The organism is Tunicatimonas pelagia (assembly GCF_030506325.1).
In the GTDB taxonomy this organism is placed as follows: domain Bacteria; phylum Bacteroidota; class Bacteroidia; order Cytophagales; family Cyclobacteriaceae; genus Tunicatimonas; species Tunicatimonas pelagia.
In genome coordinates this window covers 5,062,799-5,089,784 of record NZ_CP120683.1, presented here as the reverse complement: position 1 = coordinate 5,089,784, position 26,986 = coordinate 5,062,799, and the positions used below count along the sequence as shown (strand labels likewise).

The window sequence follows — 26,986 nt, the reverse complement described above, 5'->3', positions numbered from 1 at the left end:
TCCTTTCTTCCGTCTTCCATTTAACTAAAGTTACACGCATTTTCCACTATCCACTGTCAATTGTCCATTGGTAATCCGTATATTCACCGTTTGAAAATTTATCTAACCTATGAGAAATTTATACACTATCCTCACGCTAACCTGCTTACTGGCGAGTAGTTGGCTGATTTCGGCGCACGCTCAGCAGCCAGATGTGGATAAGATCAGTCAGGCCCTGAAGCCCCGTAGTATTGGGCCGGCGGGTATGAGCGGGCGCGTTACTGCTATTGAAGCGGTAGAAAGTAATCCCAATATTATTTACGCCGGAACCGCCTCGGGTGGGCTGTGGAAATCAGAGGGTGGTGGCGTAGCCTGGGAACCTATCTTTGACGACCAGTCCGTACTCTCTATTGGCGATATTGCTATTTATCAGAAAAACCCCAACATCATTTACGTGGGTACGGGCGAAGGAAATCCCCGTAACAGCCAGTCGGCAGGGAATGGTTTGTACAAAACGATTGATGGAGGAAAAAGCTGGCAGCACCTAGGGCTAGAAGCCACCCGTAACATCCATCGGGTGATTGTACACCCCGAAAACCCAGACATTGTGTACGTGGGGGCGCAGGGTTCGGCCTGGCAAGACACTCCTGACCGGGGCGTGTACAAAAGTACCGACGGCGGACAGACCTTTGAGAAGATACTCTATGTGAACGAGCGTACGGGCATTGCCGATATGATTATCGACCCTAGCAATCCCGATAAGCTGATTGCCGCCATGTGGGAATTTCGTCGCTGGCCCTGGTTCTTCAAATCGGGTGGTGCGGGTTCTGGTTTGCACGTGACGTTTGATGGCGGAAAAACCTGGCAGAAGCGCAGCAGCGATAGCGGACTGCCCGAAGGTGAGCTAGGTCGGATTGGACTGGGTATCGCCCACAATAATCCGCAGGTGATGTACGCCTACGTAGAGTCTAAAGACAATGCCTTTTACCGTTCTAATGACGGAGGGTTTAGCTGGAAGCAGACTGCTACTGACAATATTGGCGGTCGCCCCTTCTACTACGCCGATGTGGCGGTTGACCCCGAAAACGAGAACCGGGTGTATATTGTGGAATCCAGCGTCCACCGCAGTATAGATGGGGGTAAGAATTTTGAAGTGCTGCTGGGCTTTGACAAAGTACACGTTGACCACCACGCTTGGTGGATTCATCCCGAAGACGGCAGCCTGATGATGGACGGTAATGACGGTGGTATGACCATCTCCCGCGACCGAGGCGAAAGCTGGCGGTTTGTGGAGAACCTACCGTTGGCGCAATTCTACCACATCAACTATGATATGGAGCAGCCCTACCACGTGATGGGCGGAATGCAAGATAATGGTTCGTGGCGCGGTCCGGCTTACGTCTGGCGAGCCGGAGGTATTCGGAACGCCTACTGGGAAGAAGTGGCCTTTGGCGATGGCTTCGATGTGGTGCCTGACTCCAGTGACAGTCGCTACCTCTACGCTATGTGGCAGGGTGGTAATTTGCAGCGGGTCGATTTAGAGACAGGTAGCAACGCCTACATCAAACCCCAGCATCCCGACGGTAAATTTCTGCGCTTCAACTGGAATGCGGCTATCGCCCACGATCCGTTCGATGACCAAACTATCTACTACGGCAGCCAATTCGTACATAAAAGCACCGACCGCGGTGAAACCTGGGAGATTATCTCTCCCGACCTTACGACCGATGATCCCGAGAAGCAAAAGCAATTGGAAAGTGGTGGACTTACCTACGATGCTACCCAAGCCGAAAACTTTACCACCATTGTATCCATCACCCCTAGTCCGCACCAAGAAGGTGTACTTTGGGTCGGCACCGACGACGGTAACGTTCAAGTCACTCGCGATGGCGGGCAGAACTGGGAGAACGTAGCCGACCGACTGAAGGACGTGCCCGAAGGAACCTGGGTGCCTCAAGTCCACGTGTCGCCTCACAACCCCGAAGAAATATTTGTGGTACTAGATAACCACCGTCGCAACGATTGGAATCCCTATCTGTATCATTCTACCAACGATGGCAAAAGTTGGAAGAATATGGTGCAGCCGGAGGATTCGGTCTATGGCTTTGCGCTATCGTTTGTACAGGATATTGAAGAACCTAACCTGATGTTTTTAGGTACTGAAACCGGGCTATACGTTAGCCTAAACGGGGGCGAAAACTGGAATAAATGGGGCAAAAGCTATCCATCGGTTTCTACTGTTGACCTGAAAATTCATCCGCGTGAGCACGATCTAATCATCGGAACCTTCGGACGAGCTGCCTTTGTGCTGGATGATCTTCGTCCGCTACGGGAACTTGCGAAAGAACCCTCTATTACGGATGAACCACTGCACGTATTTGATGCCCCGGATGCTTTCTTGGCAGGCTATAAGCAAGCTGCCGGAACCCGCTTCCAAGGCGATGCAATTTACGATGGTGAAAATCGTCCGGCAGGAGCTATGCTGACGTTCTCTATCAAAGAAATTCTACCGAAAGAAGGCGACAGCACCCAGGCTAAAACTGATACGCTACTGGTAGAAGTTTTGAATCAAAGCGCAGTGATCCGCACCCTGAAAGCGGAAGCTAAACCCGGCCTGAACCGATTTAACTGGGATTTATCACGCAAAGGGCAACGTGGCCCCAATACCGCTAAACCTAAACAGAAGGATGCCCCCGAGCCGTCCGGTTTTCCGGTACTGCCCGGCACCTACACCGTTCGCCTCACCTACGGTGACTACCAAGACTCTACTGAGGTGGATGTCCACCTCGACCCGCGTATCAAACTACCGGAAGCGGAGATTGCAGCACGTAATACCCTTGCCGAGCAGTACGTACAGTACGTTTCGCTGGCTACCCAGGCCGTTGACCAACTGGATGAAGCCAATAACACTATTGAACTCATTATAGGCCAACTTAGTGACCGGGAAGATGATACTGCTGAGGAATTAAAAGAGCGGGGTAAAGCCCTGAAAGATTCTATCAAGGGGCATAAAGAACTGATTGCTCAGAAAGAGGTACAAGGTATTCTACGTGACCCCCACATTGTGAGTGGCAAGCTGGGTTCGGCAGCATCCTACCTCTGGTCATTCTATCACTCGGCTAACGAAACCCAGAAGACGGTGCTAGAGCAGGCTAAAGCCAGTTTGGGCGAGCCGCTAGAAACCATTAACCAGTTCTTCGCTACCGACTGGATGCAGTTCCGCCAAGCGGTAGAGCAAGCGAATGTTTCCTTCTTTGAAGATTACGAAGTTGTGGGTATTGATAGTGACGGAGAAACTGAGGCTGGAGGGAAATAGCAGGGTGCAGGGTGCAGGGTGCAATTTACAATCGGAGAAGAATACTTCTTTGTGCACAACAATACTGCTAGGTGTCGTTCTATATCGGTGAGCAAATGCATGAGAATTTACACCTTCTCTTATTTTAGCTCATTGTATTGCGTTGAACCTAACCTAATATTTCAAACATGAAGCAGTATGCTTTCCTTTTGGTATCCCTTGCCCTTGTCTTGACCCAGTACGCCCATGCCCAAACGCAACAAGATTCTTTAGCTATCAGACAAGCGGCACTGGACTACATTGAATCGCAACATAATGTGAAACCCGAACAGTTTGAGCGAGCTGCTCACCCCAGAATGGTTAAAAGAACTTTTTGGACTGATAAAGAAACGCAGAAAGAATATTTGAGAGAGACCTTTACCGATGCTATGATCTTATTAGCCGAGACGTATAACCAAGCTGGGGATCAGTTTCCTGAAAACCCTAAAAAGGAAGTAGTAATACTTGATATTTTTGACAAAACAGCTTCTGTCAAGCTTATTGCGGATGACTGGGTCGATTATATGCACATTGTGAAGCTAAACGAAAAATGGCAAATTGTTAATGTCTTATGGCAGTTCAACGATTCTAACCAGCACTGAAAACAGCCAACTTGTTGCTTCAGATGAGCGAAGGTAACACGTAGATGACAAGAGCTATGGGATTAGATTCTGTTGAGTTGTTGGTTGAAGTGGAACAGGCTTTCGGAATAGAGATTTCTGATCAAGAAGCAGGTAATATTGCAACGGTTGGCGACTTTGTGAACGCTGTATTTAGTAAAGTTAGACTAGTACCCGGTGAAAAATGCCTCACCCAAATCGTATTCTACAGGATTAGAGAAGCCTTTATGCTATTGAGAGGAGAAGAAGTTGAGGTACGCCCTGCTTCAAAGATTATTGATTTACTTGATGACAACAGTGTCAAGGTAGGGTGGGAATTTCTTGAGTCTCAGGTTCAACTCAAGTTCCCTAAACTGGTGAGAATGGATATAGACCGTGAGCTGAACCGTGATGTTAGGTTGCTTGGTATTCGTATCTTTACGAGAATTGAGGCTCTTACGAAGAGTTCGGTTGAGAAACTAATCGGCTGGATTATTTCACTGAACTTTAATGAGTTGATAGATCTTGAGAAGATTTCTAGCAAATACGAAGTTGAGCGGATAATCGTCGGTATTATTAGCGATAAAATGGGTATACCAGTAAATGAAATTGAGCAACACCACTCTATCACCAGTGATTTAGGCATCAATTAATACCAGATCGATAGGCTTTCCTATATACATTCATTCAAAAATACTAAATGGTACTCATCTATGATGGTAAGACTAACTTGAATACAAGAATACATCAACCCCATGAACAAAAACCTATACCTTCTTATTGTCTGCCTGCTTATATCAACAGCAACTACCGCTCAATCTTCTGATTCCTCCAACCTAAAGGAAGACCCACCACTGTCAGTAACCCAGCATAACGTTCGGGTAGGCGGACAGACGATCAACTATACAACGACTACCGGATATTTGGTATTACGAAAAGAAAACGGTGATGCCCGGGCTAAGATGTTTTTTATTGCTTATACCCAAAACGGAGTAGAGGATGTATCAAAGCGCCCCATCACCTACACCTTCAATGGTGGGCCGGGTTCTTCGTCGGTATGGCTGCATATGGGTGGGCTGGGACCACGCCGTATTAAGATGAGTGAAAAGGGAGAGTCATTACCCCCACCCTACGAGTTAGTAGACAATGAATATACCTGGCTGGATAAAACCGACTTAGTATTTATTGATCCGGTAGAAACTGGCTTTAGCCGTCCGGCAGAAGGAGTAGAGAAAAGCGAATTCACTGGTTTTGAGGAAGATATTTCCAGCGTAGGCGATTTTATTCGGTTGTATACTACCCGCAACAGTCGGTGGAGCTCGCCCAAATTTCTGGCGGGAGAGAGCTACGGTACCACCCGCGCTGCCGGACTGTCGGGCTACCTGCAAGACCGCCACGGCATGTACCTTAACGGATTGATGTTAATTTCGTCTATCCTGAATTTCCAAACGGCTCGCTTCACCAAAGGTAATGATCTGCCCTACATTCTGTTTTTACCAACTTACGCCGCTATTGCTTGGTACCATGACCAACTGCCCAATCGCCCGGATGCGCTCGAACCTTTTTTGCGAGAGGTAGAAGAGTTTGCGATGGGCGACTACGCCTCGGCTCTCATGCTAGGCGATCAGCTACCGGAAGACCAGAAAAACCAAATTATTAATAAGCTCCACCAGTACACCGGACTATCCAAAGAATACCTGGAACGTATCCACTACCGCATTCATATCTCCCGCTTCGTGAAGGAGCTACGGCGCGATGAAGGAATAACGGTTGGCCGGCTCGACGGGCGGATGACCGGAGTGGATTACGACGATGCCGGAGAGTTCTACGAGTTTGACCCTAGCTACAGTGCCACTATCTACGGGCCTTACACCACTGCGATCAATTCTTATCTGAAAGCTGAACTAGACTACGAAAATGATCTCCCCTACGAAATACTGACCGGGCGAGTACGGCCTTGGAGCTATAGTAATGTAGAAAATGAGTTTCTAAATGTAGCCGAAACCCTACGTAGCGCCATGTCTAAGAATCCGTTTCTAAAAATACACGTCTTCAACGGATACTACGATCTGGCTACGCCTTACTTCGCCACCGACTACACCTTCAATCATATGTTCTTAGACGAGAAACTGACCAATAACGTCAGTATGTCATTCTACGAATCGAGCCACATGATGTACATCCACCAGCCTTCGCTCGTGAAGATGAAGCAGCAGGTAGATCAGTTTATTGAGCAGACGCTTCCCAACTGAATTGAGAGTACTTTCTTAAGTATTGAAAAGACATTAAAGCACTGCTTTAAAACTTTCTGCTAGTAAGAGCGTGTTTGGATTTTATTTTTAGAATTTATTATGAGGTGTTTTTCGGACAGACGAGACTCTTTTTGAGGAGGATAGCCTAAGCTATCGTCCGAAAAAAAGGCGAAGTATGGGCGGAAAACAGCCATCAGAAAACTAAAGAATAAAGTTCAAACACGCTCTAAGATAGTGAAAGCAATGCTTCCCCAGTAAATTTTACTGAAACGTTTTGTGCAAAACCGAACATCATGTAAAATCTGTGCGCTAATGCTAGTCCGGTGTTTTTAGTGGGAAAAATGGGCAGTTAAGATTACTACCTCCATTGCACCTACCCCAAAGATATAAATTGCTAACGTCTCCCATCCTACAGAGGAAAAAGATAAAAAACTCTTAAAGATTGCAGCATCCATAGTTAAATAGTTTTAAAGTTTACTCGAGTATATCTTTAAAAAACTCCAGATGTTAAGCCAATCCAAAAATAGCATCCATTTTCTGAGAAATTGTTTGTAAGCGGTCGCGGTCGCCGCCTTTTACTTCGGCGGATGCCCAGCCTTCGTAGCCGATTTTATCTAGGGCTTTGTTCACTTTCGGCCAATTGCAGTCACCCTCCATTAATTCTACGTCAAAGCCTTTCCAGATGCCTTCGTCCTGCTGCTTTTTCCGGCTGTACTCTTTAATATCTAGCTTCATGATACGATCACCCAATGCTTCAATCCAGTGCTCGGGCCAGCCGTAGCGAACAATATTGCCTACGTCAAAGTACCAGCCGATCATTGAATTCTCGAACTCATCGATAAATCGGGCTGCTTCCAGGGGACTAATCAGCATATTGTTCCAAACGTTTTCAATAGCGATTTTCACTCCGGTTTCTTCGGCTACGGGCAGCAGTTTCCGAATTTCTTCCTGCGAACGGCGGTAGGCATCGGCGTAGCTAATTTTATCATTCACTACCCCGGGAACGAGTAGCATTGTGGTTCCACCGTAGCGCTTACAATCTTGCAGAGCCGTTTTGGAAGCCTCTACACATTTCGCCCGCACGCTAGCATCCGGGTCAGAGAGCGGCATCTTCCAGTGAGCGGAGTTAATTACCCCTGGTATTTCCAGTCCGGTTTCTTCTTTCGCTTCCAGTACCTCATCAATATTAATATCGCTAGGTGAATCCATCTCTACCCCGTCGAAGCCAACCTCCTTCAACATTCGGAAGTGATCAAGCACCGAACCAGGCGCATCGACCATACTGTATTTCAGGGATTTTTTGATATTAAGTTGGGGTGCCGCATTAAAATGTAAGGGCACAGAAGTTAGGGGAGCCGATGCTAAGGTAGCACCACTAATTTTGATAAAGTCTCTTCGAAGCATAGGTCTAAAAGATAGAGGGTGGGAAGGTGAAGGGTAGAGAGGTTAAAGGTGAAAAAGTTTAAAAGTTATAGGTTAGAAGGTTGAAAGTTAATTTGCTTAAGAAACTTTCAACCTCTTAACCTGTAACCCTTCACCATTTAGCGTCCTACTCCATCTTGAATACCGGGCATGGGTACAGCCGCTACCGGATATTCTAAATCCCAGCTATACTCTTCGGGCCCTAGTTTTTCCTGAGAGTTAAGGGCTTCATCGTAAGTGACTACTTGCCCAGTGTAAGCCGCCATGCGCCCCATAATGGCGAGTAGGGTACTTTGCGCCATAAAATCACCATCGTTTACCGGCGATCCGTTGCGGATAGAGGCAAATAGCTCATCGTGCTCGGTTTGATACATATCGTTTTCTTCGCCTCGGTACCGCCACTTGTCATTCTTCCCTTTAATCTTGTGTACCCCTTTGATACAATCCACTAAGGCGTGCCCCTGGTCGCCCGAGACTTCCACTGAGTAGCTATTCGCACAGTTAAACTGCTGCCGACTCATATGGATGCCTTTCTGCCCGTCGCCATAGTCGTACACAATTGCAAAGTGGTCGTACACGTGACCGAATTTATCGTCGGTACGTACTTGTCGACCACCAGTTCCTACTGCACTGAGCGGTGGTTTATCGCCCAGTGCCCACGCCATCATGTCTAAACTATGCACCGCCTGCTCAGCAATATGGTCACCCGATAGCCATTTATAGTACAGCCAATTGCGTAGCTGATACTCCATCGCCGTCCATTCGGGCTGCCGATCTTTAGACCACAGCACTCCCGTATTATAGGTATTGTAGATCGTTCCAATATCACCGACCGCACCGTCCAGAATTTTACCGAATATAGCCCGCTTAGGTTCGTGGTAGCGCCAGCAAAAACCTGACATTATCGCGGTATCGTTTTCCTTAGCTTTTTTAGCCGCAGCCATTACCTGACGGATGCCAGGTCCATCTACCGCCATTGGCTTCTCCGCAAAAACATGCTTCTTCGCCTCTACTGCCGCTGTTAAGTGTTGAGGACGAAAACCCGGAGGAGTGGCTAGCAGTACTACGTCTACGTCACTATCAATCAGTTTTTGGTAAGCATCAAACCCAACGAACTGATGTTCGGGATCAACCTGCACTTTATCGCCGTGTCCTTTCTTTAGATTTCCTAAGCTGGATTGCAATCGATCTTCAAAGGCATCAGCCATAGCTACTAATTTCACGTTAGGGTCGGCCTTCATTGCTTGGTTAGCGGCTCCCGTACCTCGGCCTCCGCAACCAATCAGGCCAACTTTGAGCGTATCGGCATTACCTTTGGCAAACGCGGGAATAGTATTAATCATGGGAATGACTAAGCTGCCACCGACCACTGCCGAACTAGTGGTTTTAATAAATTGCCGACGAGATTCGTTTTTAGGAAGATTTTCAGGGGGGAGGAAATTATCGCTCATATGAAGGAAAGTGTTTTAGGTTATCCCTCTAAGTTACATAATTTTTGGGGAAGTGGAAGAGGTAAATTGTTCAGCGACCGTATGCCGGAGCTTTCAGGAACTTTGCTTGCAGTAGGTCTGATAGCATTTCAAGATATAATCCCAACCGTATTCACTGTCCATAGCATCCCGATATTCTTCTATCCCAGCCCCGTGCCTCTCAAAATCTTGGTGCACAAGTTCCATAAGCGTTCCTCCCTGATTCTCAGCAAACTTTATTTCTATAGTACTCGCTTGCTCAGGGTCAGGTACTGGTTCACGCTTTGGGCTTATCTGCCACTTTAAACCAATTTTCTGATTGGTAACTAACTCGGTTACCCTACCCCAATCGCAACGAAACTCGTAAGGGCCAACTTCGGTACACAGTCCGCCTACTCGCGCATCTATCCGAATCTCAATAAGCTTATCCCGTGACCAGGTGTACTCTCTAGGCCACCAATTATTAAATTCGTGTAAGAACTTATGGAATGCTTGATCGGAAGAGACACTGACCTGAATATTTTTAGCTATCTCGAGCATATTGGTAGTAAATTATACGTAATACTGCCCCTGATTTCGGCTAAATTCTGCCATGTACGACATAAAATCCGCCATTTCATCACCTTACTCTTGTAGCTCATCCCGAAAGTCATTGCCCCCTTCTCGCATTAGTGATATTTGAGCTTTTAGTTCAACTATACTGGTCTCGGCTTGCCCCACTCGCTTATCAACAATTCCTAATTTTTTATCTATTCACCAGAAACGGGCATTTATGTTTTGCTGAAATTGGTCAAACTGTTTCTAAAAATCCATATGACGTATTTATTGCTTTACGAGATACGCAAAAACCTGCGTTTCGTCCTGACTCACAAAGTATAATACGGTTCTTTCTCTTGCTCGTGCATACGAATTGCACCTTCTCGAGTGAGGTGATGTAGAATTCGTAAAGCCCGACGACGGGAGATGTTCACAATCTGCATAAACTGTTTAAGCGTCACTCGTTCATGGCGTTCTAGAAAAGACAGTAGTTTGCGCTCGTTATGGTCTAAATGCGCTAGGTTGACTTGGTTATCAGGCAGCTCCCCTTTTCGCATGAGGTCAACCATCGTTTTTCCGGCGGGAATACTTTTGTCACGCTGGCGGATGTACACTAGCCGTCGCTCGTTTTTGTCCCGCACAAAATGCGGTTTCTCCCAACTTTCGGGAATCGTTACCTCCAGTACCGTAATGTCCTCTTCCTCATCTTCTACTTCTTTGAATTGAAGAGTTATCGGTGGGTCGCAGTAGAATTGAGCTGCCGTTTCTAGCGTATATTTTTCTTCTTCGGGATCAACGCCCATAATGGTTTTATCGTCCCGCACCCCCACCAGAATTTTACCACCCTTGGTATTGGCGAATGATGCGATGGTTTTAGCAATTTTATAAGGATCAGTAATCTTTTGCTTGAAATCCAACCGCTCTCCCTCACCTTGATGAATCAGCTTCTTAAGTTTCTTCATAGCTTAAACCAATGATTAATGAATAATGATTGGTGAATAATAACTACAGAATATGCCATTATTCATTAGTCATCATTCACTAATCATTAAAAAGGTCTACCCAGCACTACTCGTTCTTTTAACCCGGAAACCTGCCCATTGGTATGAAACACCTCAAAATAAATGATATAATACCCGGTAGCAAGTTGCTGCCCAGCATCATCGGTGCCATCCCACCGTAGAAAGCCTTCTTCAGCTAAAGTAGTGTTCCGAGCCAAATGTTTCACTTTTTGCCCCTGACTGTCAAAGACAATCACATTAGCTACGTTACCCGCATTGGGCCAACGATAAAGAATTTGGGTGTAGTCTTGAAAACCGTCTTGGTCGGGAGTAAACACTCGGGGCTCTACTGATAGTGCGGCCGGTATCGGACTGACCGTTGACAACTGCGAATTGACGTAACCTGGAGTGGCAAAACCTACCGTCTGAGCCGCCGACTGCCAGTTATTACGGTCGTTAACCGGAGCACTCCACTGAATACGTTCCAGAGAAACTCCCCGCTTATCTTCCAGTATCGGATGGTGCCAATCTTCGTCGTAGATCAAAAACTGCATTCGCTCACCACTGAGCGAATGCAAAGCTACATTTCCGGCACCAGAAGGTAAACTCGGCAAGGCATCCACTACCAGAATATTTCCTTCCGATGCCGATGGATAATCACCAACCAGCGTAGTGGCATCTTCGGTAAGGGCTAAGTACTGCTGGGGGTTCAACTGATAATTTTCTGTAGTAATAACTGAAAGATTTGCTAGGGAGTCGCCTTCTGAATTAGCCAGCTGCCAATCTTTGAGATTGATCGGCTTATCCGAATGGTTATAAATTTCTACGAAACGCACTCCACCCGAACGAGGGTAAAATAGTAATTCGCTCAGCAGAACATCACCCATAGTAGCCTCTTCGGATAATACTAGCGACACTGCTTGATCGTCTATCAAGTTTCCACTGCAATCGTACAGTTGGTTCGCCCGAATGGTATACGCTACTTGGGTTTGCAGTGAATCAATCAAGTGGGCAGTAGCCGATTTTCGGTCAGATTTCCACACTATAGTATCAACTGTTACCTCGCTACTGATGCTTATTTGTCCATCTTCAAAAGACGAAGGATCTAATTTTTCGCTGAACAGAAGAGCTACCTCGGTAGCTGATTCAGCAAAGGCGGTTTGCAATACCGGGGCTTGATTATCGGGATTGGATTGGTTTACCGAATTTACCCGGCCGGGAGTACCACCGTTTTCATCTACGGAAGCAGTCCAATTATCCTGCTCACCGCAGGGATGCGTATAGTCAATCATTTCTAACGACCAGCCACCTTGCTTTTTCTCCGCATCGTTGTACCAGTCATCCGAATATGATACTGAGAAAACCTCACTTCCGTAGGCATCAGTAATGCTAAGCTGGTCGCCACTACTATTCAGCGAAGGAAAGCTAGTGATACCCATTGTGCGCCCCCGGGAGGCTAGCTTGGGCTGGTCAGCATTGGCACTAACGATTAAGTATTCACCCGGAAGTAATAACGCTGATCGTAACAAGGTAGAAGACATAGCATCCGCTAAGCGCAGTCCGTTAGTGCTAAGTAACTCATCCGAGGCATTGTACAATTCCAGGTACTCTACTTCCGGTAAGCCCACGGCGGGAGTGGGGTCGGCCATAATCTCGGTAATCAGCAGTTCGTTGAAATTGGGCGTACGGCCTAGCCCCACCGTGTGCGTTGATGCTGGAATCACATCTCCATCAATGTCTTTCAAACCGGATAGCAAAAACTCGTAACGAGTCAGGGGCTCAAGCGATTCTTCAAATACTAATCGAATAGTTTGCTCACCTACCCAAATGGCCGCTGCCGGATGGGTTTGTCCTAATTGATAATGCATTAACTGCACCGCTAAACTTGAATCCAGCGGAACTTGAAAATGCAGCAGTAATGCCCGTTCTTCCGCTTCAATATGTTCTATCTGGGTTTGGTAAATAAAAGAATCCTGAACGCCAATTACGCGCTGCCCTTCATCATTTACCAGTTCACTGATGGTTAGTTGGTAGTTGACATCAGCTTGAAGAGGGCGGTCAAATGTCAGATGCACTGCGTAAGGTCGTCGACCAATCGCAGTTACTTCAGTGGGCGAATACACCTCGTTAACCAAATACTGAGTGAAGTTTAGCATCACCGTTTCATCAATACCTTGGGTAAAACTTAGCTGTAAATCAGTAGGAGATAGTACGATAATCTGACCAAGTGTGGTTTGAGTATTATTAATTGTTGTTCTTAACGGTTCTGGCTGACGATTTCCTCGCAGATCAGTAATACTCGTAGCAGTAAGTGTAATTTCTTCAGTAGGTAGTGGTTCGGCAAAGAACAACCGTACTTCACCTGCTCGTAGTCGAGATACCCAGACACTGTCAGGAGAGCCGATCGTTTCCAGTTGAAAATTATTGACGGAAACAGTTTGTACTGCTTCGGAGAAATACAGCCGTAGCTCGAAAGGGTTCACCATTTTCCCCGATAGTAACGCGGGTGGTCGCTGGTCGTAGACAAAGGATTTACCTTTGGGACTAGTGATAATATTCCCGGAGAGGTCGGCAATACCTACTATTTCTAACTCATACGCAACTTCGGGCACCAGCGCAGTGTCTAGCTGTAAGTGTGCTACTTGCCTATTTCCTTTCAGTTCAACTTGCTCCACTTTGTAATCCGATAGTTGGTAATGGAGCGCATTGGTTGCAGTTAGTGAGTCTACCTTTTCATCAAAATACACGAGCAGCGTACGCTCGGTAATCGCCACAACTGAATCTACGCCCGGCGAACGACGATCAAAGTAGAAGCGGTAAGCTGGTGTGCTCAATACTCCATTTTGCTCATCTTGTAGTAGGTCAATCCGTAACTCATGTTCCCGATTTTCTGAAAGTGGATTAGCCAGAATCAGGTGGATAACGTTCGGATGACTACGATCTATGAAGGCCGCTTGTGGATGCCCCACCCGTCGGTCTATCTCGTAATTCATTACCTCACTTACAGATTCTGGCAATATTGGTTCGGATAAATGAACCTCAAGTTGATACTCACTTTCCACCAGCACCGTATCAATATCTTGCTGGTAGCGCAAATTAACGGTCAGCGTGTCTCCCGGATTACCGTATGAATCTTCCCAGCGGGTGAGCGTAAGCTGATGGTTTTGCCCGTCAGCTAGTGAGACTAGAAACCGCAGCAGTACCGACGCGCTATCTTGACCAATAATTGCAAATCTGGGAGTGTTGGACACGCTATCTAACCAGTAATTATCTTCATCCTCGATTAATTGCGTTGCGACTTTCTCAGAAAAGATTAACGCTACCTCAGCGGTATCGCGCACCACTGCTCTTAGTAACGTGGGTGGTTCATTGTCAAAGTAGAAGGAGGCTGTTTGAGAAGGGGAAATGTTTCCGTAGCAGTCCTGAGTATTGGCGAAGGTGAGGGAATAGGTGGTATTGGTAACCAGTGGCTCGGCGAGTAGAACGTAGAGTATCTTTTCATCAATCGCATCGCGTACAATTTGCGCCACCGTTTGTTCGGGCTGAATTTGTATCAACTCAGTTTGAAGGCTTTCATCGGCAACTCGTTCGTCAAAAAATAATTTTAGCGTGTCATTACGGGGTTGAATGCTTAACAATCGGGGTGCATGAGTATCTTTCTGACTAATAATTGTATTGGTTTCACCCGGTGTTCCTCCCCGTTCAGCCAGAGAGAGCGCTAAATTGATACGCTGATCGCAGGGCGTTGTCTCGGAAATTCGTTCTAGCGAAGTACCTCCCACCACTTCGGTAGCGGAGTAAGCCAGTGAATCAATTACCATTGACGTAGCATTCCGTAAAACAAGTCGAGTTCCGCTGTTGGGCAAGGTCGGCCAGCTATCTAAGCCTATTACCTGACCAAACGGTGCCAACGAAGCACTATCGGCCGAAGCACACAAAACAACAAACTGCTGAGGGCGCAGAATATACGGTGGTAATAGTTTATCATTCAACGACAAATCTTGCAAATCAAATGGGTTTCCACTGCGATTATAGATTTCTACGAACTCCGCGTCCGGCAAATCGGCTTTCACCGGGTTGGGGTCAGGCATCAATTCCGAAATAATTACATCATTCCGCTGGGCTGAGACTGGTTCAAAGTAAAAAAAGTTGAGGGTAGTATCAGTCAATACATTTCCGGCTTCATCCTGAATGTTCCGAACGGTCAGCGTGTAATCAGTAGCGTTTGCCAGAGCGGAGTTCACCGAGAGCGCAACTTCATTTCCAGCTAGTGAAGCAGCTGTAATAGCATGGCCATTGAGCACATAATTCGTAGTTGTTTCGGCTACGGCGGTGTTTACTGCTTCGGAGAATTGGAGATTTAGTTGGTTGTTTGATGGAGCTGATAGATCAGTTACGAATGGTTTCCGCGTATCCGGTTGGGGAGTGCCCGTAATCAAGATGTTGTCAAAGTAAAACGCATCGCTCCGGGTAGCGGTATACTTACAATGCACTCCGAAATAGTTAGAAACGGTATGCGTATCATCCATAACTGAGCCTTCTATGACAAAGCTGATTTCTCCTATTGGTCGCGAACTCAGCTCCCAGTTCCCGTTAGTGTCTCGCGTAACTTTTATCTCGATTTGTACTGGTTTAGTATCTACGCGGTCGTCTAAACCATCAATAATTTCCGTTTCAGTGCTGCCATCTTGCCGATAAAGGCTGACCTCATCGCTGGTATTACCAATTTTTACGAAATAGCCACTCAAATCATCAGCTAAGTTCGCCTGATCAGATACCAGATACACTGAGGTAAAGTTAGCACTAGTAGGGTTCTCCGAGATTTCCACGTAAAAATTCCATTCGGCATTGGCGATAGCTTGGCTAGAAGTACTGAGGTAGGCTTCTCCGGTAGCATCGGTATCATTCAAATGTAATTGCTCCGCCAGTACTTCAAACTTAGTAGTTTCCCCACTCCAAACCGGATTGGTCGTAAAGTCCCCATCCGAAAAGTTATCAGTTACCTGCGCTAAGGTACGCTGAGTCAGCAGTAAGCAGGCGAGAACCCAAACCGTTTCTTTCAATTTCGTGCCCATCTTTACATCCGTAGGATAGTCATGCAATTTACCATGTGATCCATCCCCAAATGGTTGATATTGCTCTCTCTTGACACTTGGGTAAGGTTCTATGAAAATCTTTGTCATCTTCGCGCTATTGATGCTCAGTAGCTACCTGAGTTTTGCCCAGTCGCTAGGTGGCTCGGCTGCTGGTTTAGGCGAGGCCGGAGTAGCTCAACGCGATGCCTGGTCGGTGTTTTATAACGTGGGAGGGTTGGCTGGGGTCAAACAAACTACGCTGGTAGCTGGCTACGAAAACCGCTTTGGCTTTTCAGAAGGACTACACGCCGCTGGAGTAGGAATCGTTAAACCGATGAATTTCGGAGTAGGAAGCTTGAGTGTGTACCGTTTTGGCGATGCTTTGTACAGCGAAGACCAAATTGCGCTAGGGTTCAGCCACCAAGTCGGTCAGTTTAGTTTCGGGCTGCGCCTCAATGGGTATCAGTATCATATCGAGACGGTCGGCACTCGCTTCACTACTGCGGTAGATGTGGGCGGAACTACTCAGCTTTCTTCTGAGCTAACCTTCGGAATGCAGATTACTAATTTGACTCAGGCCAGAAAATCCCGCTTTACCGAAGAGAAGATTCCTACGCTAGTGCAAACCGGGCTAAACTATCGCCCGACTGAGACCATTCGTTTGATAGCTGAGGTAGAGCATCAAGTGCAACAAAATACCAACGCAAAGTTTGGGGCGGAGTATACAGCGATGAAAAAGATCAACTTTCGCTGCGGAGTGCAGACAGCTCACTTTCAGCAATTTTTTGGTTTGGGCTTGAATCACCGCTTGCTACAGATTGATTATGCTCTACGTACCCACAGTGAATTAGGCCTGTCGCATCAGTTGTCGTTAGCCTACAAACTAGAGCGGTAATGCGAGTTTCGGTTACTATTCTTTTAGTCTTTGGTTTGACTCGGATGGTTCAGGCTCAATCCTCTCCCGAGCGAGCGTTCGAGACGTTGCTGGAAAACCTATTTACTCAGCAGGACGAAGATGTAGCCTACGAGGAACAGTACGAAATATTGTATCAACTGTATACCCAACCCATCAATCTCAACCAGGCTGATGAGGAAGGGCTACAAGAATTGTTTTTCCTCAGTAGTCGGCAAATCAGCAATCTGCTCCACTATCGCCAACGCTACGGCGATTTACGCACGGTGTATGAGTTACAATTTATTCCCGCGTTTAATCACGACCTTATCCAGCAGATGCTTCCGTTTATTACCGTAAATGCTGTTCCGACAGATACGCTATCGTGGGCGGAACGATGGCAACGGGCTGACAAGCTGCTTATTCTACGGCAAGCTACTACGCTGGAAACCAAACGAGGCTTTATTCCGCAAGATACACTCACTGATCCATCTTTATCGGCTCCGTTTATTGGCAGCAAGCCCCAACTGTACACTCGCTTGCGAGTGAGCCGCCGAAATGATTTTAGCTTAGGCTTAACACTGGAAAAAGATGCCGGAGAAGCTATTCGGTGGCAGCCTACCCAATCGCAGTACGGCTCTGATTTTCAGTCGTACCATCTGCAAATACAAAATCGGGGCGTGCTGGAAAACCTACTTATTGGAGATTACAGCTTACAGTTCGGTCAGGGATTGTTACTGGGGCAGGGATTTAATCTGGGAAAGAGTGCTTTCGCAGTTACTTCGGTGGGGCGTACCCGCTCGCAGCTTCGTCCGTATACTTCCAGTACTGAATCGGGGTTCTTTCGGGGAGCAACCGCTACGCTTCAACAGGATGTTGGTAAGATGCAGCTCGAACTCACTCCCTTTGTCTCCAACCAATGGTTGGATGCTAAACTGCATAATCGAGCCGATAGCTCGTTATATTTCCGATCACTGCAAACCAGTGGGTGGCATCGTACCGAAAGTGAAAGAAACAGTCAAGATCAGGCACGGGAGCAAGTGATCGGCGGAAATGTGCTTCTTAAAAATCGCCGTAGAAACGGGCAAATTGGAGTTAGCTACGTGCGTACTGCATTTGACTATCGCTGGCAACGCTCCGATGAACTACGAAACTTCCACGAATTTAGCGGAAAAGTCAACGAAGCCTGGGGAGTATTTGGCAACTATCGCTACCGACACTACCATTTTTTCGGTGAAGCAGCTCGTTCAGCCAGCGGAGGCTGGGGTGCCGTAGGCGGGCTAAGTGCTTCGCTATCTTCTACCGTAGAAATGGCCTGGGTGCTGCGACATTACTCACCTGATTTTCATTCTTTTTACGGAAATGCTTTGAGTGAAGGCTCTCGCCCAATTAATGAACAAGGGTTTTACTGGGGCTTACGAATGGAACCATTTAAAAAAGCTACACTCTCGGCTTATTACGACTACTTCCGCTTTCCCTGGCTGCGGTTTCGAGTAGATGCTCCATCAACCGGGCACGAACTATTGGCTCGGTTTGATTATCAACTAACCCGATGGACGAGTTTGTTTGCTCAATTTCGAGAAGAAGAAAAGGCAATCAATGTAGACTTAGATAGCTTATCGGTAAGAGTTCCGCTGCCCGGCAACAAACGGCAACTAGCTCTGGGAATTACGCATACACCGGTAGAAGGATTGCGACTGAACACCCGCTGGCAGCAGACGGCTTATCGTTTAAACCAAGCGACTGACCGGGGTTGGGTTATCGCTCAGGATGTTACGTACCAGCGAGGTCGCTGGAAGACCGATCTGCGCTTTGCCCTGTTTGATGCTGAAGAGTACGATACCCGCCAGTATCTCTACGAGCACGATCTACTGTACACTTTTTCTATCCCCGCCTACTCCGGTCAGGGTTCCCGCACCTACTGGGTGCTTCGCTACAAGCTAAACCGCCACTTGAGCTTCTGGACAAAAATTGGCCGAACCGTATACGCCGACCGCAACGTGATTGGCAGCAGCGTAGATGCCATTGACGGAAACACCCGCACCGACATCCGCGCTCAGGTGATTGTGAAATTCTGACCTACGGAAACTGGAAGTTAATGAATAATGATTGGTGATTGATGAGAGCAAAAAATAATTAGCACTGAACGACTACAACAATGGACTAATGACCGATTCCCAAAACCGATAATGAGAAAAAATTATTAACTGTCGACTATGGACTATCAACTTTGGACTAGTCACCCTTTCAAACAAACCATCGCTATTCAGCTTATATTTTTATGCAGGAAAAAGTACTAGAAGCATTCACTGAATTCTATAGCGATATAGTGGCTAGGCTACCAACTATTGGAGTAGGCTTGATACTACTACTGATATTTGTTTTTATTGGCCTTCTTGCCAAGCGGGTCTTCCGACGGCGAATTGCCCCGCGAATGGACGATCGGTTGCTGGGTAACTTCATTAGTCGGCTTATTTTTTTACTGTTTCTTCTGTTTGGAGTTATCACCTTTCTCAATCAGGCCGGGTTGGGGGCAGCCGCTCAAGGGTTGTTAGCGGGAGCCGGGGTTACCGCTATTGTTATCGGCTTTGCCTTCCGAGATATTGGGGAGAATTTGCTTTCGGGAGCATTCTTAGCATTTGGCCGACCGTTTGGCACTGGCGATGTGATTGAGGTGGTCGACATTATTGGCGTAGTAAAAGGAATGGATTTACGTAACACTCACGTGCGCTCCTTCGATGGTCGCGATATTTTCATTCCCAATTCTATTCTGGTAAAAAATCCGCTTATTAATTATACCCGTGATGGGTTAATGCGTCACGACTTCGACGTTGGCATAGATTATGGAGAAGATGTAGTGGAAGCTACGCAGTTTATCCTACGAACCCTGAAAAATCATCCTAACCTGGAAAAATCCGTAGGCTTAGAGCCTTTCGTGACAATTTCAAAGTTCGATACCAGCACGATCAACCTTAAAACATTCTTCTGGATCAACACCTTCGATTTTGAAGGTTCTACGCTAAAGCTTAAAAGTCAGATCATGACCGAAGTGGTACGCGGTTTGCTCAAAGAAGGATACAATCTACCGGCCGATATTGTTGAATTAAAAATGTATCAGCAGCAACAGCCTATCCCAATTGACGTACAAGTAAATAGCCAGTCATCAAAAAGTAGTGGCTGACTGAATCTATTTGCTAACACAAATGTTTAATTTTAGCAAATTATTATTAAACAAAATAATCATTTAATCACTTCTTAGAATAGTAAATTGGCTAATGCGCTAATTTATTAATTGTGATAACAATAAACTTTATGGCAACGACAGCGAAGAAAGGAAAACAAACCGCCAATCAGGGCGAAAAATTAAAAGAAGCATATATAGACTATTTACTTGAGCATGGAAAAACTCCCCCTTCGGTTTATCAGTTCATGAAAATGCAAAAGAAGAAGGAGGCCGAATTTTACGATTACTTTAACTCTTTTACTTCGCTCGAGAAGGAAATCTGGAAGGGTTTTGCCGAAGAAACTATAACCCGCATTCAGAGCGATGCAGTGTATATGGAATATTCGGTGCGAGAGAAGTTATTGGCTTTCTACTATACCATGGCGGAAATACTGAAAAACAACCGAAGCTACGTAATGCTTCGAGTCGATCAGTTACCGTCTTCCGGGAGGCGCTCGCCCAACGCTGAAGTTTTTAGCCGACTGAAAGAAACCTTTTTAGAATACGCCAATGAGCTAATTGCTGAAGGCAAAGAAATTGGTGAGATTATGGATCGCCCCGTTATTGGCAACCGCTACGACGAAGGATTGTGGCGACAGTTGCAGTTTGTAATCCACTTCTGGGTGAAAGACGACAGTCAAAATTTTGAACGTACCGACGAAGCTATTGAAAAAGCGGTGAATCTATCATTTGACATTATGGGGCGAGGCCCAATTGACGCGGCAGTAGACTTCGCTAAATTCCTGTACCAGCAACGATAAGCATGAGCATGAAAGAGCAGAACAAAATTCCCACTTCTAAAGTACAGCGGGCCACCCGTTTTGTGCGTACCGGAGCCAAAATTGGCGGTAATTACGCAAAATATTACGCTAAAAAGGCATTGCAGCAGAAGGTAAGCCGTGAGAGCTTACACGAAGATAATGCTTCCGACATCTACAGCGAACTGAGCGAACTGAAGGGCAGTGCCTTAAAAGTATTGCAGATGATGAGCATGGATAAAAACCTGCTCCCTACGGCCTACACCGACCGCTTCGCGATGGCGCAGTATAGTGCCCCGCCCCTTTCGTACCCATTGGTGGTTAAGACATTTCAAAAGTATTTTGGCAAAGGCCCTACTGAATTATACGATACTTTTAGTCGGAGCGCAAAAAACGCGGCTTCTATTGGACAAGTACACCGAGCCACGTTAGACGGAAAGGAACTTGCCGTGAAGATTCAGTATCCGGGAGTAGCCAACAGTATTACTTCCGATCTAAAAATCGTGAAGCCATTCGCTATTCGTTTATTTAATATTAATGAACGAGACCTGGAGCACTATCTACAGGAAGTAGAAGGAAAACTGGTAGAAGAAACTGAGTACGATTTAGAAGTGCGCCGAGGCATGGAAATCTCGAAACAGTGTGGCGATATTGATAACTTGGACTTTCCAACGTACTACCCGGAGCTGTCTTCGGAGCGCATCATTACGATGGACTGGTTAGATGGCGAGCATATGAAGGAGTTTGTGGCGACTAACCCTTCTCAGGAAGTGCGTAACCGCATTGGGCAAGCATTGTGGGATTTCTATAATCACCAAGTACATTATCTCAAGCAAGTTCACGCTGACCCACACCCGGGTAACTTCTTGTTTAGGCAAGACGGCACGATGGGAGTGATTGACTTTGGCTGTGTGAAAGAGATTCCCGAAGATTTCTATCAACAGTATTTTAGCCTTATCCGGCAGGATATTTTACTAAAGCCCGATCAACTGGATGAAATATTCCACGAATTGTCCTTCATCAACGAAAACGATTCAGCATCGGAGAAGAAAGTATTTAAGGCAATCTTCGTAGAGATGATTCAGCTTCTGGGTCGTCCCTTCCACTACGACGAGTTTGACTTTGCCGATGATGATTACTTTACCCAGATATTTGCATTGAGTGAGCGAGTATCTAATACTGAAGAAGTGAGGCGTTCTCGTACCGCTCGTGGCCCCCGCGATGCGCTGTACATCAACCGCACCTACTTTGGTTTATACAACCTACTCAATGCGCTCCAAGCGAAAGTCATTACTCGAAAGCCCGAGTGGTTAGAAGCTAAAAAGTTGAGTGCTTAACCTTTCTACATTTTGCGTTTTACTCGTTTGGTAACAACCGTATGTCTAGCCCCCGCATTACAAGTAGTGCTGGGGCTAAGTGCTTTCCCCCTATTGGCTCAACAGTATCAGTACGCCGGACTGTTTGGGGAAAATGCTTACGACATACAGGTGCTTAAACAGCAGGAAGACGGTAAATCAATACTGGTACTAGAAGAAAAGCAGCGTTATTCCAAGCATACGTTTCATCCGAAGCTAGGTACTGAAAAATGGGTACTACGTGACGAAAAAGAAAAACATGATTTTACGGCTCAACGAACGGGCGATCAGATCAAAATTTGGGGTACGTTTCAGGGTGAGTCAGTTGATAAGACCGTCGATATTGATGAGCGGCAGTGGTTTAATAAGCTCGATCACGGATTAAGCGAATTCGCCGCATCTGATCAGCAAGAATTATCATTTTGGGTTCTAAAGTTGGTATCGGATTTAGATCCGCTGAAGATGGAAGCTAAAAAATTGGGTACCGAATCGCTCACAATTGATGGAAAGGCTTATGATGCAGTAAAGGTGAAGCTCACTATTGATAACTTTATGTTGTCTAAACTTTGGTCGGCTGAACTATGGTACCGCATCTCCGATGGGCTTTTTCTTCGCTACGAAGGGGCTAATGGTGGTCCCGGCACCCCAATCACGATTATTGAGTTGGACGAGAAAATTGAGGGATAGAATACCAATAGCCCCTTTATCACTGTTCTTCTAACACTGAACTGCCTTTGGACTGATCACCAGACGTCCACTGCCAAGTTTCGTGTAGTCTGAGCTTACCGTTAGGCAGTAGTTCGGGAGTAGATTTACAGATTCCAGTCGTTAGTTCACCTTGTTCGTTTACCTGATGGTAGCGCATATCGATACTCCCATCGTCGCTCACCAACCCTATCAAATGCCCCGACTTAATTTTTCCACCAGAATACTCTGATGTCAGTATGTTTCCGTTTTGTTGATAGAGAAAAGTGGTTTCACTGCTAGTTTCACCGTTTTTGGTATTTTGTACTGGTTTGAAAACTCTATCGTTATAGTTTATCATGGTAGCTAACATATTGTAGAAGGTCTCTAAAATGAAAAGTACGTATATTTCCTCTATCGCTAAAAGATATGCTAATGCCTGAAGAAATTGATTTCTTTAAGTCAGTAGTGAAACAGATTGATGGGCAAATGCCCGAGCGGGTACTAGCGTATTTGGTAGATGGGCTCGAGGTGAAAAATTTGGAGAAGAAGCAGCTATTTATTAACCCCAACCGAGTGCATAATGAAGTTGGCTTTATAGTTAAGGGACTGATGAGAGGGTTTTACATTAATGATGAAGGTGAGGAGATTACAACCCGCCTAATCGATAGGAGTGGCTTTGTTACCTACTATAGCGCGTTCTTAGCTCAGAAGAGCAGCGACTATTATTTTCAATGTCTTGAAGATAGTACGATCTTATGCTTTACCTACGAATACGTGCAAGCAGGCTACCAGCAGCACCCTGAACTTGAACGGTTTGGGCGGTTAGTCGCTGAATCTATCATTCATATACTAGAAAGTAGAATGAGAAGCTTCCATTTTCAAAGTGCTCAGGAACGCTACTTAGATTTCGTGCGTCAGTACCCCAATCTGACTAATCGTATTTCGCTAAATCATTTATCGAGCTACCTGGGCGTGAAGCGCCCCTCCTTGAGTAGAATAAGGAGAAAGCTTACAAAAAATACCTAAGAAGAATGTAACCTAGGTTACGGGTATCGCGCAAAGGATTCCACTTCCTTTGTTAAAAACACGGTACCCACCATGAAACAAATCATTCTTACTTTATTAATCCAGCTAAGCCTACTATCCTACCTAGCGGCTCAAAACAAAGTAACACTCAGTGGCTATATCAAAGATGCGGCTAATGGCGAAGACCTGATTGGAGCCACAGTTATGGTAACGACCATTAGTGCTGATACTTTAAGCAAAAGTAGTCTTTTAGGTACTACCACCAATGCATATGGTTACTACAGCATCTCCGTATCGCCCAACGACTATCAGGTAGAATTTAGCTTCATCGGATACGAGACGGCTTTGGTTAATCTTACTATAGAAAAAAATACGGTGTTAGATTATGAGATCAAGGAGAAAGTAGAAACGCTCAGCGAAGTCGTCGTAAATGCTAACCAAAACCTGGTTCAGACCAATGAGATCAGCGTAGAAAGATTGAAAGCTGAAACAATTGAGAAATTACCAGCTATTTTGGGTGAACCCGATGTGCTTCGCTCTATTCAGTTACTACCGGGAGTTTCCAGTGCCAACGAGGCTTCTTCGGGCTTTAACGTGCGGGGCGGCTCAGCCGATCAAAATTTAATTTTGCTAGACGAAGGGATTATTTACAATGCTTCCCATCTCTTTGGGTTATTCTCGGTTTTTAATACCGACGCTATCAACAACGTAACCCTCTATAAAGGAGGTATACCCGCATCATTTGGTGGTAGGTTGTCTTCGGTACTAGATATTCAGCAGAAAGAAGGTAACCGAAAAGAATTTGCCGGGAAAGCTTCTGTAGGGCTAATTGCTAGTAAAGTAGCCCTGGAAGGTCCAATCGGTAAAGTTGGTAAAACCGGGGCTAGGGGGTCTTACTTAGTGGCAGGTCGCCGTTCTTACGCCGATATTTTTACCTTTCTTTCATCTGATTTTAGCGGAAATCGCCTGTATTTTTACGATTTGAATCTAAAAGCCAACTACCAGCTTAATGAACGAAACAAGCTGTTTTTATCCGGTTACTTTGGACGCGACCGCTTCCAACTGCCTGGCTTAGTAGGCACGTTTTGGGGAAATGCTTCCGGCACCCTTCGCTGGACAAGCTTATTAAGTGAAAAGCTATTCTTTCAGACCTCCGCTGTATACAGTAATTACGATTATAACCTTGATAACCTACGTTCGGGGTCTGAACTACGGTGGAAGTCCACCATCACCAACCTAAATATTAAACCTCGCCTAACGTGGTTCATCAACCCTAACAACACGCTAAGTGTAGGGGCAGACGTACTAAATTACACTTTTAATCCAGCCACAATTACTCCTATTAAGGGTTCGCCTATTGTTCCCAGAACATTTCAATCTAAATACGCAGTAGAAGGAGGGGCTTACCTAGATTACGAACAAACAATAGCGAAGAAGTTGCAATTGAGGTACGGTCTGCGCTGGTCAGCCTTCTGGCGGCTCGGTTCAGCCGTACTTAATAACTACCTGACCGGAACGCCTTTAACTTACGACCCTGCGTCGGGGCAATATCAGCAGAATGAACGAAGTACGCAGGACAGCTACGCCAACAATGAAGTTATAGCTAGTTTTAACGGATTCGAACCTAGATTTTCAGCTAACTACCAACTTTCTGAGAATAGCTCAATCAAGCTTGGCTACAACCGCATGTATCAGTACATCCATCTCATCTCAAATACTACCTCACCAACTCCGCTGGACGTATGGGCACCGAGTGGTAAATTTCTTCGCCCTCAATTTGCCGATCAGCTATCGTCGGGGTTTGCACAAGGCCTTCGAGACAATAGCTACAGCCTCACGGTAGAAGGGTTCTACAAAGACCTGCAAGATGTCACCGCCTTTATTGATGGAGCCGATTTGCTCTTTACCGAAGATATTGAAACGCAGATTGTACAAGGGGTAGGACGGGCGTATGGCTTAGAAGTGCAACTGGAAAAGAATGTTGGCCGATTAACCGGATGGCTGAGTTACACCCTCTCACGGTCTGAGTTACAAGTTACCGGAATAAATCGTGGCAAATACTTCCCTAGTAATTTCGATCAAACCCACGAACTCAATATCGTTAGTTTATACGATACTGATTCCAGATGGGACTTTAGCTTTAACTGGATATATGGTTCTGGCCGCCCGGTCACTTACCCTTCAGGAAGATACTACCAAAATGGGTTAGTAGTTACCGATTATAATACCAGAAATGCTAACCGACTCCCCGACTATCATCGCCTCGACCTATCGGCGACCCTCAATCCTAGAAAAGATGCAAAGCGCCAAGGCACCTGGGTCTTTAGCATTGCTAATCTCTATAATCGGCAAAATGCTGCTTCTATCTTTTTCCGGGAAATTAGCGAAATGAACAACGTAGAAATGGCTACTGGACTCACCGAAGCAGTGAAGCTCTCATACTTCGGTATTGTGCCAAGTGTAAGCTACCAATTTCAATTTTAACTAAAAAAACCCAGCCATCATGCAACATCTGAATTGCGTACTATCGCTCATCGCTTTGTTACTATTTACTGCTTGTGAGACAGTCGTCACCGATAGTCTGGATATGGCAAATACTGATATCTTATTAGTGGTAGAAGGAGGTGTAGAACGTTTAATCAACGGCAACTCTCGCCGACAAGAAGTACGACTCACTACCACCGCTAACTTTTTAGACAACAGCCCTGCCCCTCCGGTAAAAAATGCGACAGTTATTATCTCTGACCAGAACAATTCGTACGATATGATTCACGAGGAAGACGGAATCTACGTCACGCACGATTTGGTACCCCAGGTGGGTGAGACCTACACCCTTGAAATTAATTGGGAAGGAAAAGCCTACACTGCGACTGATATACTACAACCTGTCCCACTTATCGATTCTGTTTATATTGAGTTTGAAGAAGAAACAGGTATTACGGATAAAGGGTATTTTCTCAAACTTAACTCGAGAGACCCTCAAGGAGTAGCCAACTACTATCACTATCGGGTTTATCGGAACAATCAGCTTATAACGCTTCCCGACCCTGGGGCTTCGCGCACCCTGGTGCTGACTGATGAGTTTTTTGATGGACAAGCACGGCTGGGGGTCATTCCCAATGAAGAAGTAGTTTTTACTCTTGATGACCAGGCTACCGTTGATCAGATTGCTATATCCGAAGAATACTATAATTTTTTATTTAAGATTTATGAAATCACGGGCAATCAAGGGCTTTCGTTTGTGGGCAACCCGCCCCCCGCTTCTATTCGTGGTAATGTTTTCAGCAAATCGCCCGATCTTTATCGCGCCTTGGGTTTCTTTTACGCCATAGAAATAGATCGGCAGACAATAGCTGTAGAAGAATAGCATAATGAAA

The 26,986-nt window shown here is 45.9% G+C and carries 19 protein-coding genes; 13 read left to right on the top strand and 6 right to left on the bottom strand.

Going from position 1 to position 26,986, the window contains the following annotated elements; translation table 11 throughout:
* Window positions 1-109: 109 nt before the first annotated feature.
* The 4 genes from P0M28_RS21735 (at window position 110) to P0M28_RS21720 (ending at window position 6,164) form a co-directional block, all read left to right on the top strand.
* Window positions 110-3,295, top strand: coding sequence for a WD40/YVTN/BNR-like repeat-containing protein (locus P0M28_RS21735; protein WP_302205070.1), 3,186 nt, complete (start codon window positions 110-112; stop codon window positions 3,293-3,295).
* Between the two features lie 167 nt (window positions 3,296-3,462).
* Window positions 3,463-3,915, top strand: coding sequence for a nuclear transport factor 2 family protein (locus P0M28_RS21730; protein WP_302205069.1), 453 nt, complete (start codon window positions 3,463-3,465; stop codon window positions 3,913-3,915).
* 56 nt (window positions 3,916-3,971) lie between these two features.
* Window positions 3,972-4,565 carry an acyl carrier protein gene (locus tag P0M28_RS21725; RefSeq protein ID WP_302205068.1) on the top strand — a complete coding sequence of 198 codons (594 nt, stop codon included), beginning with the start codon at window positions 3,972-3,974 and terminating at the stop codon, window positions 4,563-4,565.
* Between the two features lie 102 nt (window positions 4,566-4,667).
* Window positions 4,668-6,164 (top strand): S10 family peptidase, encoded by a 1,497-nt coding sequence (locus tag P0M28_RS21720; RefSeq protein WP_302205067.1) that lies wholly within the window; start codon window positions 4,668-4,670, stop codon window positions 6,162-6,164.
* A 507-nt stretch (window positions 6,165-6,671) separates the two neighbouring features.
* On the opposite strand, the gene P0M28_RS21715 is transcribed toward P0M28_RS21720, so the two are convergent.
* From P0M28_RS21715 to P0M28_RS21695, 5 genes are all read right to left on the bottom strand, one after another.
* A complete protein-coding gene (locus tag P0M28_RS21715) occupies window positions 6,672-7,568 on the bottom strand; it encodes a sugar phosphate isomerase/epimerase family protein (protein ID WP_302205066.1) in 897 nt (298 codons plus the stop codon).
* Between the two features lie 137 nt (window positions 7,569-7,705).
* Entirely contained in the window at window positions 7,706-9,037 is a 1,332-nt protein-coding gene (locus P0M28_RS21710; RefSeq protein WP_302205065.1) for a Gfo/Idh/MocA family protein, read from the bottom strand.
* A gap of 93 nt (window positions 9,038-9,130) precedes the next feature.
* Window positions 9,131-9,595, bottom strand: coding sequence for an SRPBCC domain-containing protein (locus P0M28_RS21705; protein ID WP_302205064.1), 465 nt, complete (start codon window positions 9,593-9,595; stop codon window positions 9,131-9,133).
* A gap of 326 nt (window positions 9,596-9,921) precedes the next feature.
* A complete protein-coding gene (locus P0M28_RS21700; protein WP_302205063.1) occupies window positions 9,922-10,554 on the bottom strand; it encodes an AlbA family DNA-binding domain-containing protein in 633 nt (210 codons plus the stop codon).
* Window positions 10,555-10,640: 86 nt separating this feature from the next.
* A complete protein-coding gene (locus P0M28_RS21695; protein ID WP_302205062.1) occupies window positions 10,641-15,668 on the bottom strand; it encodes a lamin tail domain-containing protein in 5,028 nt (1,675 codons plus the stop codon).
* A gap of 91 nt (window positions 15,669-15,759) precedes the next feature.
* Here P0M28_RS21695 and P0M28_RS21690 point away from each other — a divergent pair, with 91 nt between their 5' ends.
* From P0M28_RS21690 to P0M28_RS21665, 6 genes are all read left to right on the top strand, one after another.
* A complete protein-coding gene (locus P0M28_RS21690) occupies window positions 15,760-16,563 on the top strand; it encodes a PorV/PorQ family protein (RefSeq protein ID WP_302205061.1) in 804 nt (267 codons plus the stop codon).
* A complete protein-coding gene (locus tag P0M28_RS21685; RefSeq protein WP_302205060.1) occupies window positions 16,563-18,638 on the top strand; it encodes a ComEA family DNA-binding protein in 2,076 nt (691 codons plus the stop codon). The genes P0M28_RS21690 and P0M28_RS21685 overlap by 1 nt, the downstream gene beginning before the upstream one ends.
* Before the next feature lie 203 nt (window positions 18,639-18,841).
* A complete protein-coding gene (locus P0M28_RS21680) occupies window positions 18,842-19,741 on the top strand; it encodes a mechanosensitive ion channel family protein (RefSeq protein WP_302205059.1) in 900 nt (299 codons plus the stop codon).
* 131 nt (window positions 19,742-19,872) lie between these two features.
* The gene (locus P0M28_RS21675) at window positions 19,873-20,544 is read left to right on the top strand and encodes a TetR family transcriptional regulator C-terminal domain-containing protein (RefSeq protein ID WP_302205058.1); all 672 of its coding nucleotides are present in this window, start codon (window positions 19,873-19,875) and stop codon (window positions 20,542-20,544) included.
* Between the two features lie 2 nt (window positions 20,545-20,546).
* On the top strand, window positions 20,547-21,878 hold the full coding sequence (locus P0M28_RS21670) for an ABC1 kinase family protein (protein ID WP_302205057.1): 1,332 nt from the start codon (window positions 20,547-20,549) through the stop codon (window positions 21,876-21,878).
* A 12-nt stretch (window positions 21,879-21,890) separates the two neighbouring features.
* Window positions 21,891-22,583: a hypothetical protein gene (locus P0M28_RS21665; protein WP_302205056.1), complete on the top strand. Its 693-nt coding sequence runs from the start codon at window positions 21,891-21,893 to the stop codon at window positions 22,581-22,583.
* A 19-nt stretch (window positions 22,584-22,602) separates the two neighbouring features.
* On the opposite strand, the gene P0M28_RS21660 is transcribed toward P0M28_RS21665, so the two are convergent.
* On the bottom strand, window positions 22,603-22,941 hold the full coding sequence (locus P0M28_RS21660; protein ID WP_302205055.1) for an avidin-fold protein: 339 nt from the start codon (window positions 22,939-22,941) through the stop codon (window positions 22,603-22,605).
* A gap of 74 nt (window positions 22,942-23,015) precedes the next feature.
* On the opposite strand from P0M28_RS21660, the gene P0M28_RS21655 reads away from it, so the two are divergent.
* The 3 genes from P0M28_RS21655 (at window position 23,016) to P0M28_RS21645 (ending at window position 26,976) form a co-directional block, all read left to right on the top strand.
* Window positions 23,016-23,609 (top strand): Crp/Fnr family transcriptional regulator, encoded by a 594-nt coding sequence (locus P0M28_RS21655; RefSeq protein ID WP_302205054.1) that lies wholly within the window; start codon window positions 23,016-23,018, stop codon window positions 23,607-23,609.
* Window positions 23,610-23,681: 72 nt separating this feature from the next.
* Complete coding sequence (locus P0M28_RS21650) at window positions 23,682-26,093, top strand: TonB-dependent receptor (protein WP_302205053.1); 2,412 nt, start codon at window positions 23,682-23,684, stop codon at window positions 26,091-26,093.
* Between the two features lie 19 nt (window positions 26,094-26,112).
* Window positions 26,113-26,976 carry a DUF4249 domain-containing protein gene (locus P0M28_RS21645; protein ID WP_302205052.1) on the top strand — a complete coding sequence of 288 codons (864 nt, stop codon included), beginning with the start codon at window positions 26,113-26,115 and terminating at the stop codon, window positions 26,974-26,976.
* The last annotated feature ends 10 nt before the right edge of the window (window positions 26,977-26,986 follow it).

Excerpts from the sequence above, each read along its gene's own strand:
- P0M28_RS21735 (WP_302205070.1), top strand. The coding sequence starts at position 110 with ATGAGAAATTTATACACTATCCTCACGCTAACCTGCTTACTGGCGAGT.
- P0M28_RS21730 (WP_302205069.1), top strand. The coding sequence starts at position 3,463 with ATGAAGCAGTATGCTTTCCTTTTGGTATCCCTTGCCCTTGTCTTGACC.
- P0M28_RS21725 (WP_302205068.1), top strand. The coding sequence starts at position 3,972 with ATGGGATTAGATTCTGTTGAGTTGTTGGTTGAAGTGGAACAGGCTTTC.
- P0M28_RS21720 (WP_302205067.1), top strand. The coding sequence starts at position 4,668 with ATGAACAAAAACCTATACCTTCTTATTGTCTGCCTGCTTATATCAACA.
- P0M28_RS21715 (WP_302205066.1), bottom strand. The coding sequence starts at position 7,568 with ATGCTTCGAAGAGACTTTATCAAAATTAGTGGTGCTACCTTAGCATCG.
- P0M28_RS21710 (WP_302205065.1), bottom strand. The coding sequence starts at position 9,037 with ATGAGCGATAATTTCCTCCCCCCTGAAAATCTTCCTAAAAACGAATCT.
- P0M28_RS21705 (WP_302205064.1), bottom strand. The coding sequence starts at position 9,595 with ATGCTCGAGATAGCTAAAAATATTCAGGTCAGTGTCTCTTCCGATCAA.
- P0M28_RS21700 (WP_302205063.1), bottom strand. The coding sequence starts at position 10,554 with ATGAAGAAACTTAAGAAGCTGATTCATCAAGGTGAGGGAGAGCGGTTG.
- P0M28_RS21695 (WP_302205062.1), bottom strand. The coding sequence starts at position 15,668 with ATGGGCACGAAATTGAAAGAAACGGTTTGGGTTCTCGCCTGCTTACTG.
- P0M28_RS21690 (WP_302205061.1), top strand. The coding sequence starts at position 15,760 with ATGAAAATCTTTGTCATCTTCGCGCTATTGATGCTCAGTAGCTACCTG.
- P0M28_RS21685 (WP_302205060.1), top strand. The coding sequence starts at position 16,563 with ATGCGAGTTTCGGTTACTATTCTTTTAGTCTTTGGTTTGACTCGGATG.
- P0M28_RS21680 (WP_302205059.1), top strand. The coding sequence starts at position 18,842 with ATGCAGGAAAAAGTACTAGAAGCATTCACTGAATTCTATAGCGATATA.
- P0M28_RS21675 (WP_302205058.1), top strand. The coding sequence starts at position 19,873 with ATGGCAACGACAGCGAAGAAAGGAAAACAAACCGCCAATCAGGGCGAA.
- P0M28_RS21670 (WP_302205057.1), top strand. The coding sequence starts at position 20,547 with ATGAGCATGAAAGAGCAGAACAAAATTCCCACTTCTAAAGTACAGCGG.
- P0M28_RS21660 (WP_302205055.1), bottom strand. The coding sequence starts at position 22,941 with ATGATAAACTATAACGATAGAGTTTTCAAACCAGTACAAAATACCAAA.
- P0M28_RS21655 (WP_302205054.1), top strand. The coding sequence starts at position 23,016 with ATGCCTGAAGAAATTGATTTCTTTAAGTCAGTAGTGAAACAGATTGAT.
- P0M28_RS21650 (WP_302205053.1), top strand. The coding sequence starts at position 23,682 with ATGAAACAAATCATTCTTACTTTATTAATCCAGCTAAGCCTACTATCC.
- P0M28_RS21645 (WP_302205052.1), top strand. The coding sequence starts at position 26,113 with ATGCAACATCTGAATTGCGTACTATCGCTCATCGCTTTGTTACTATTT.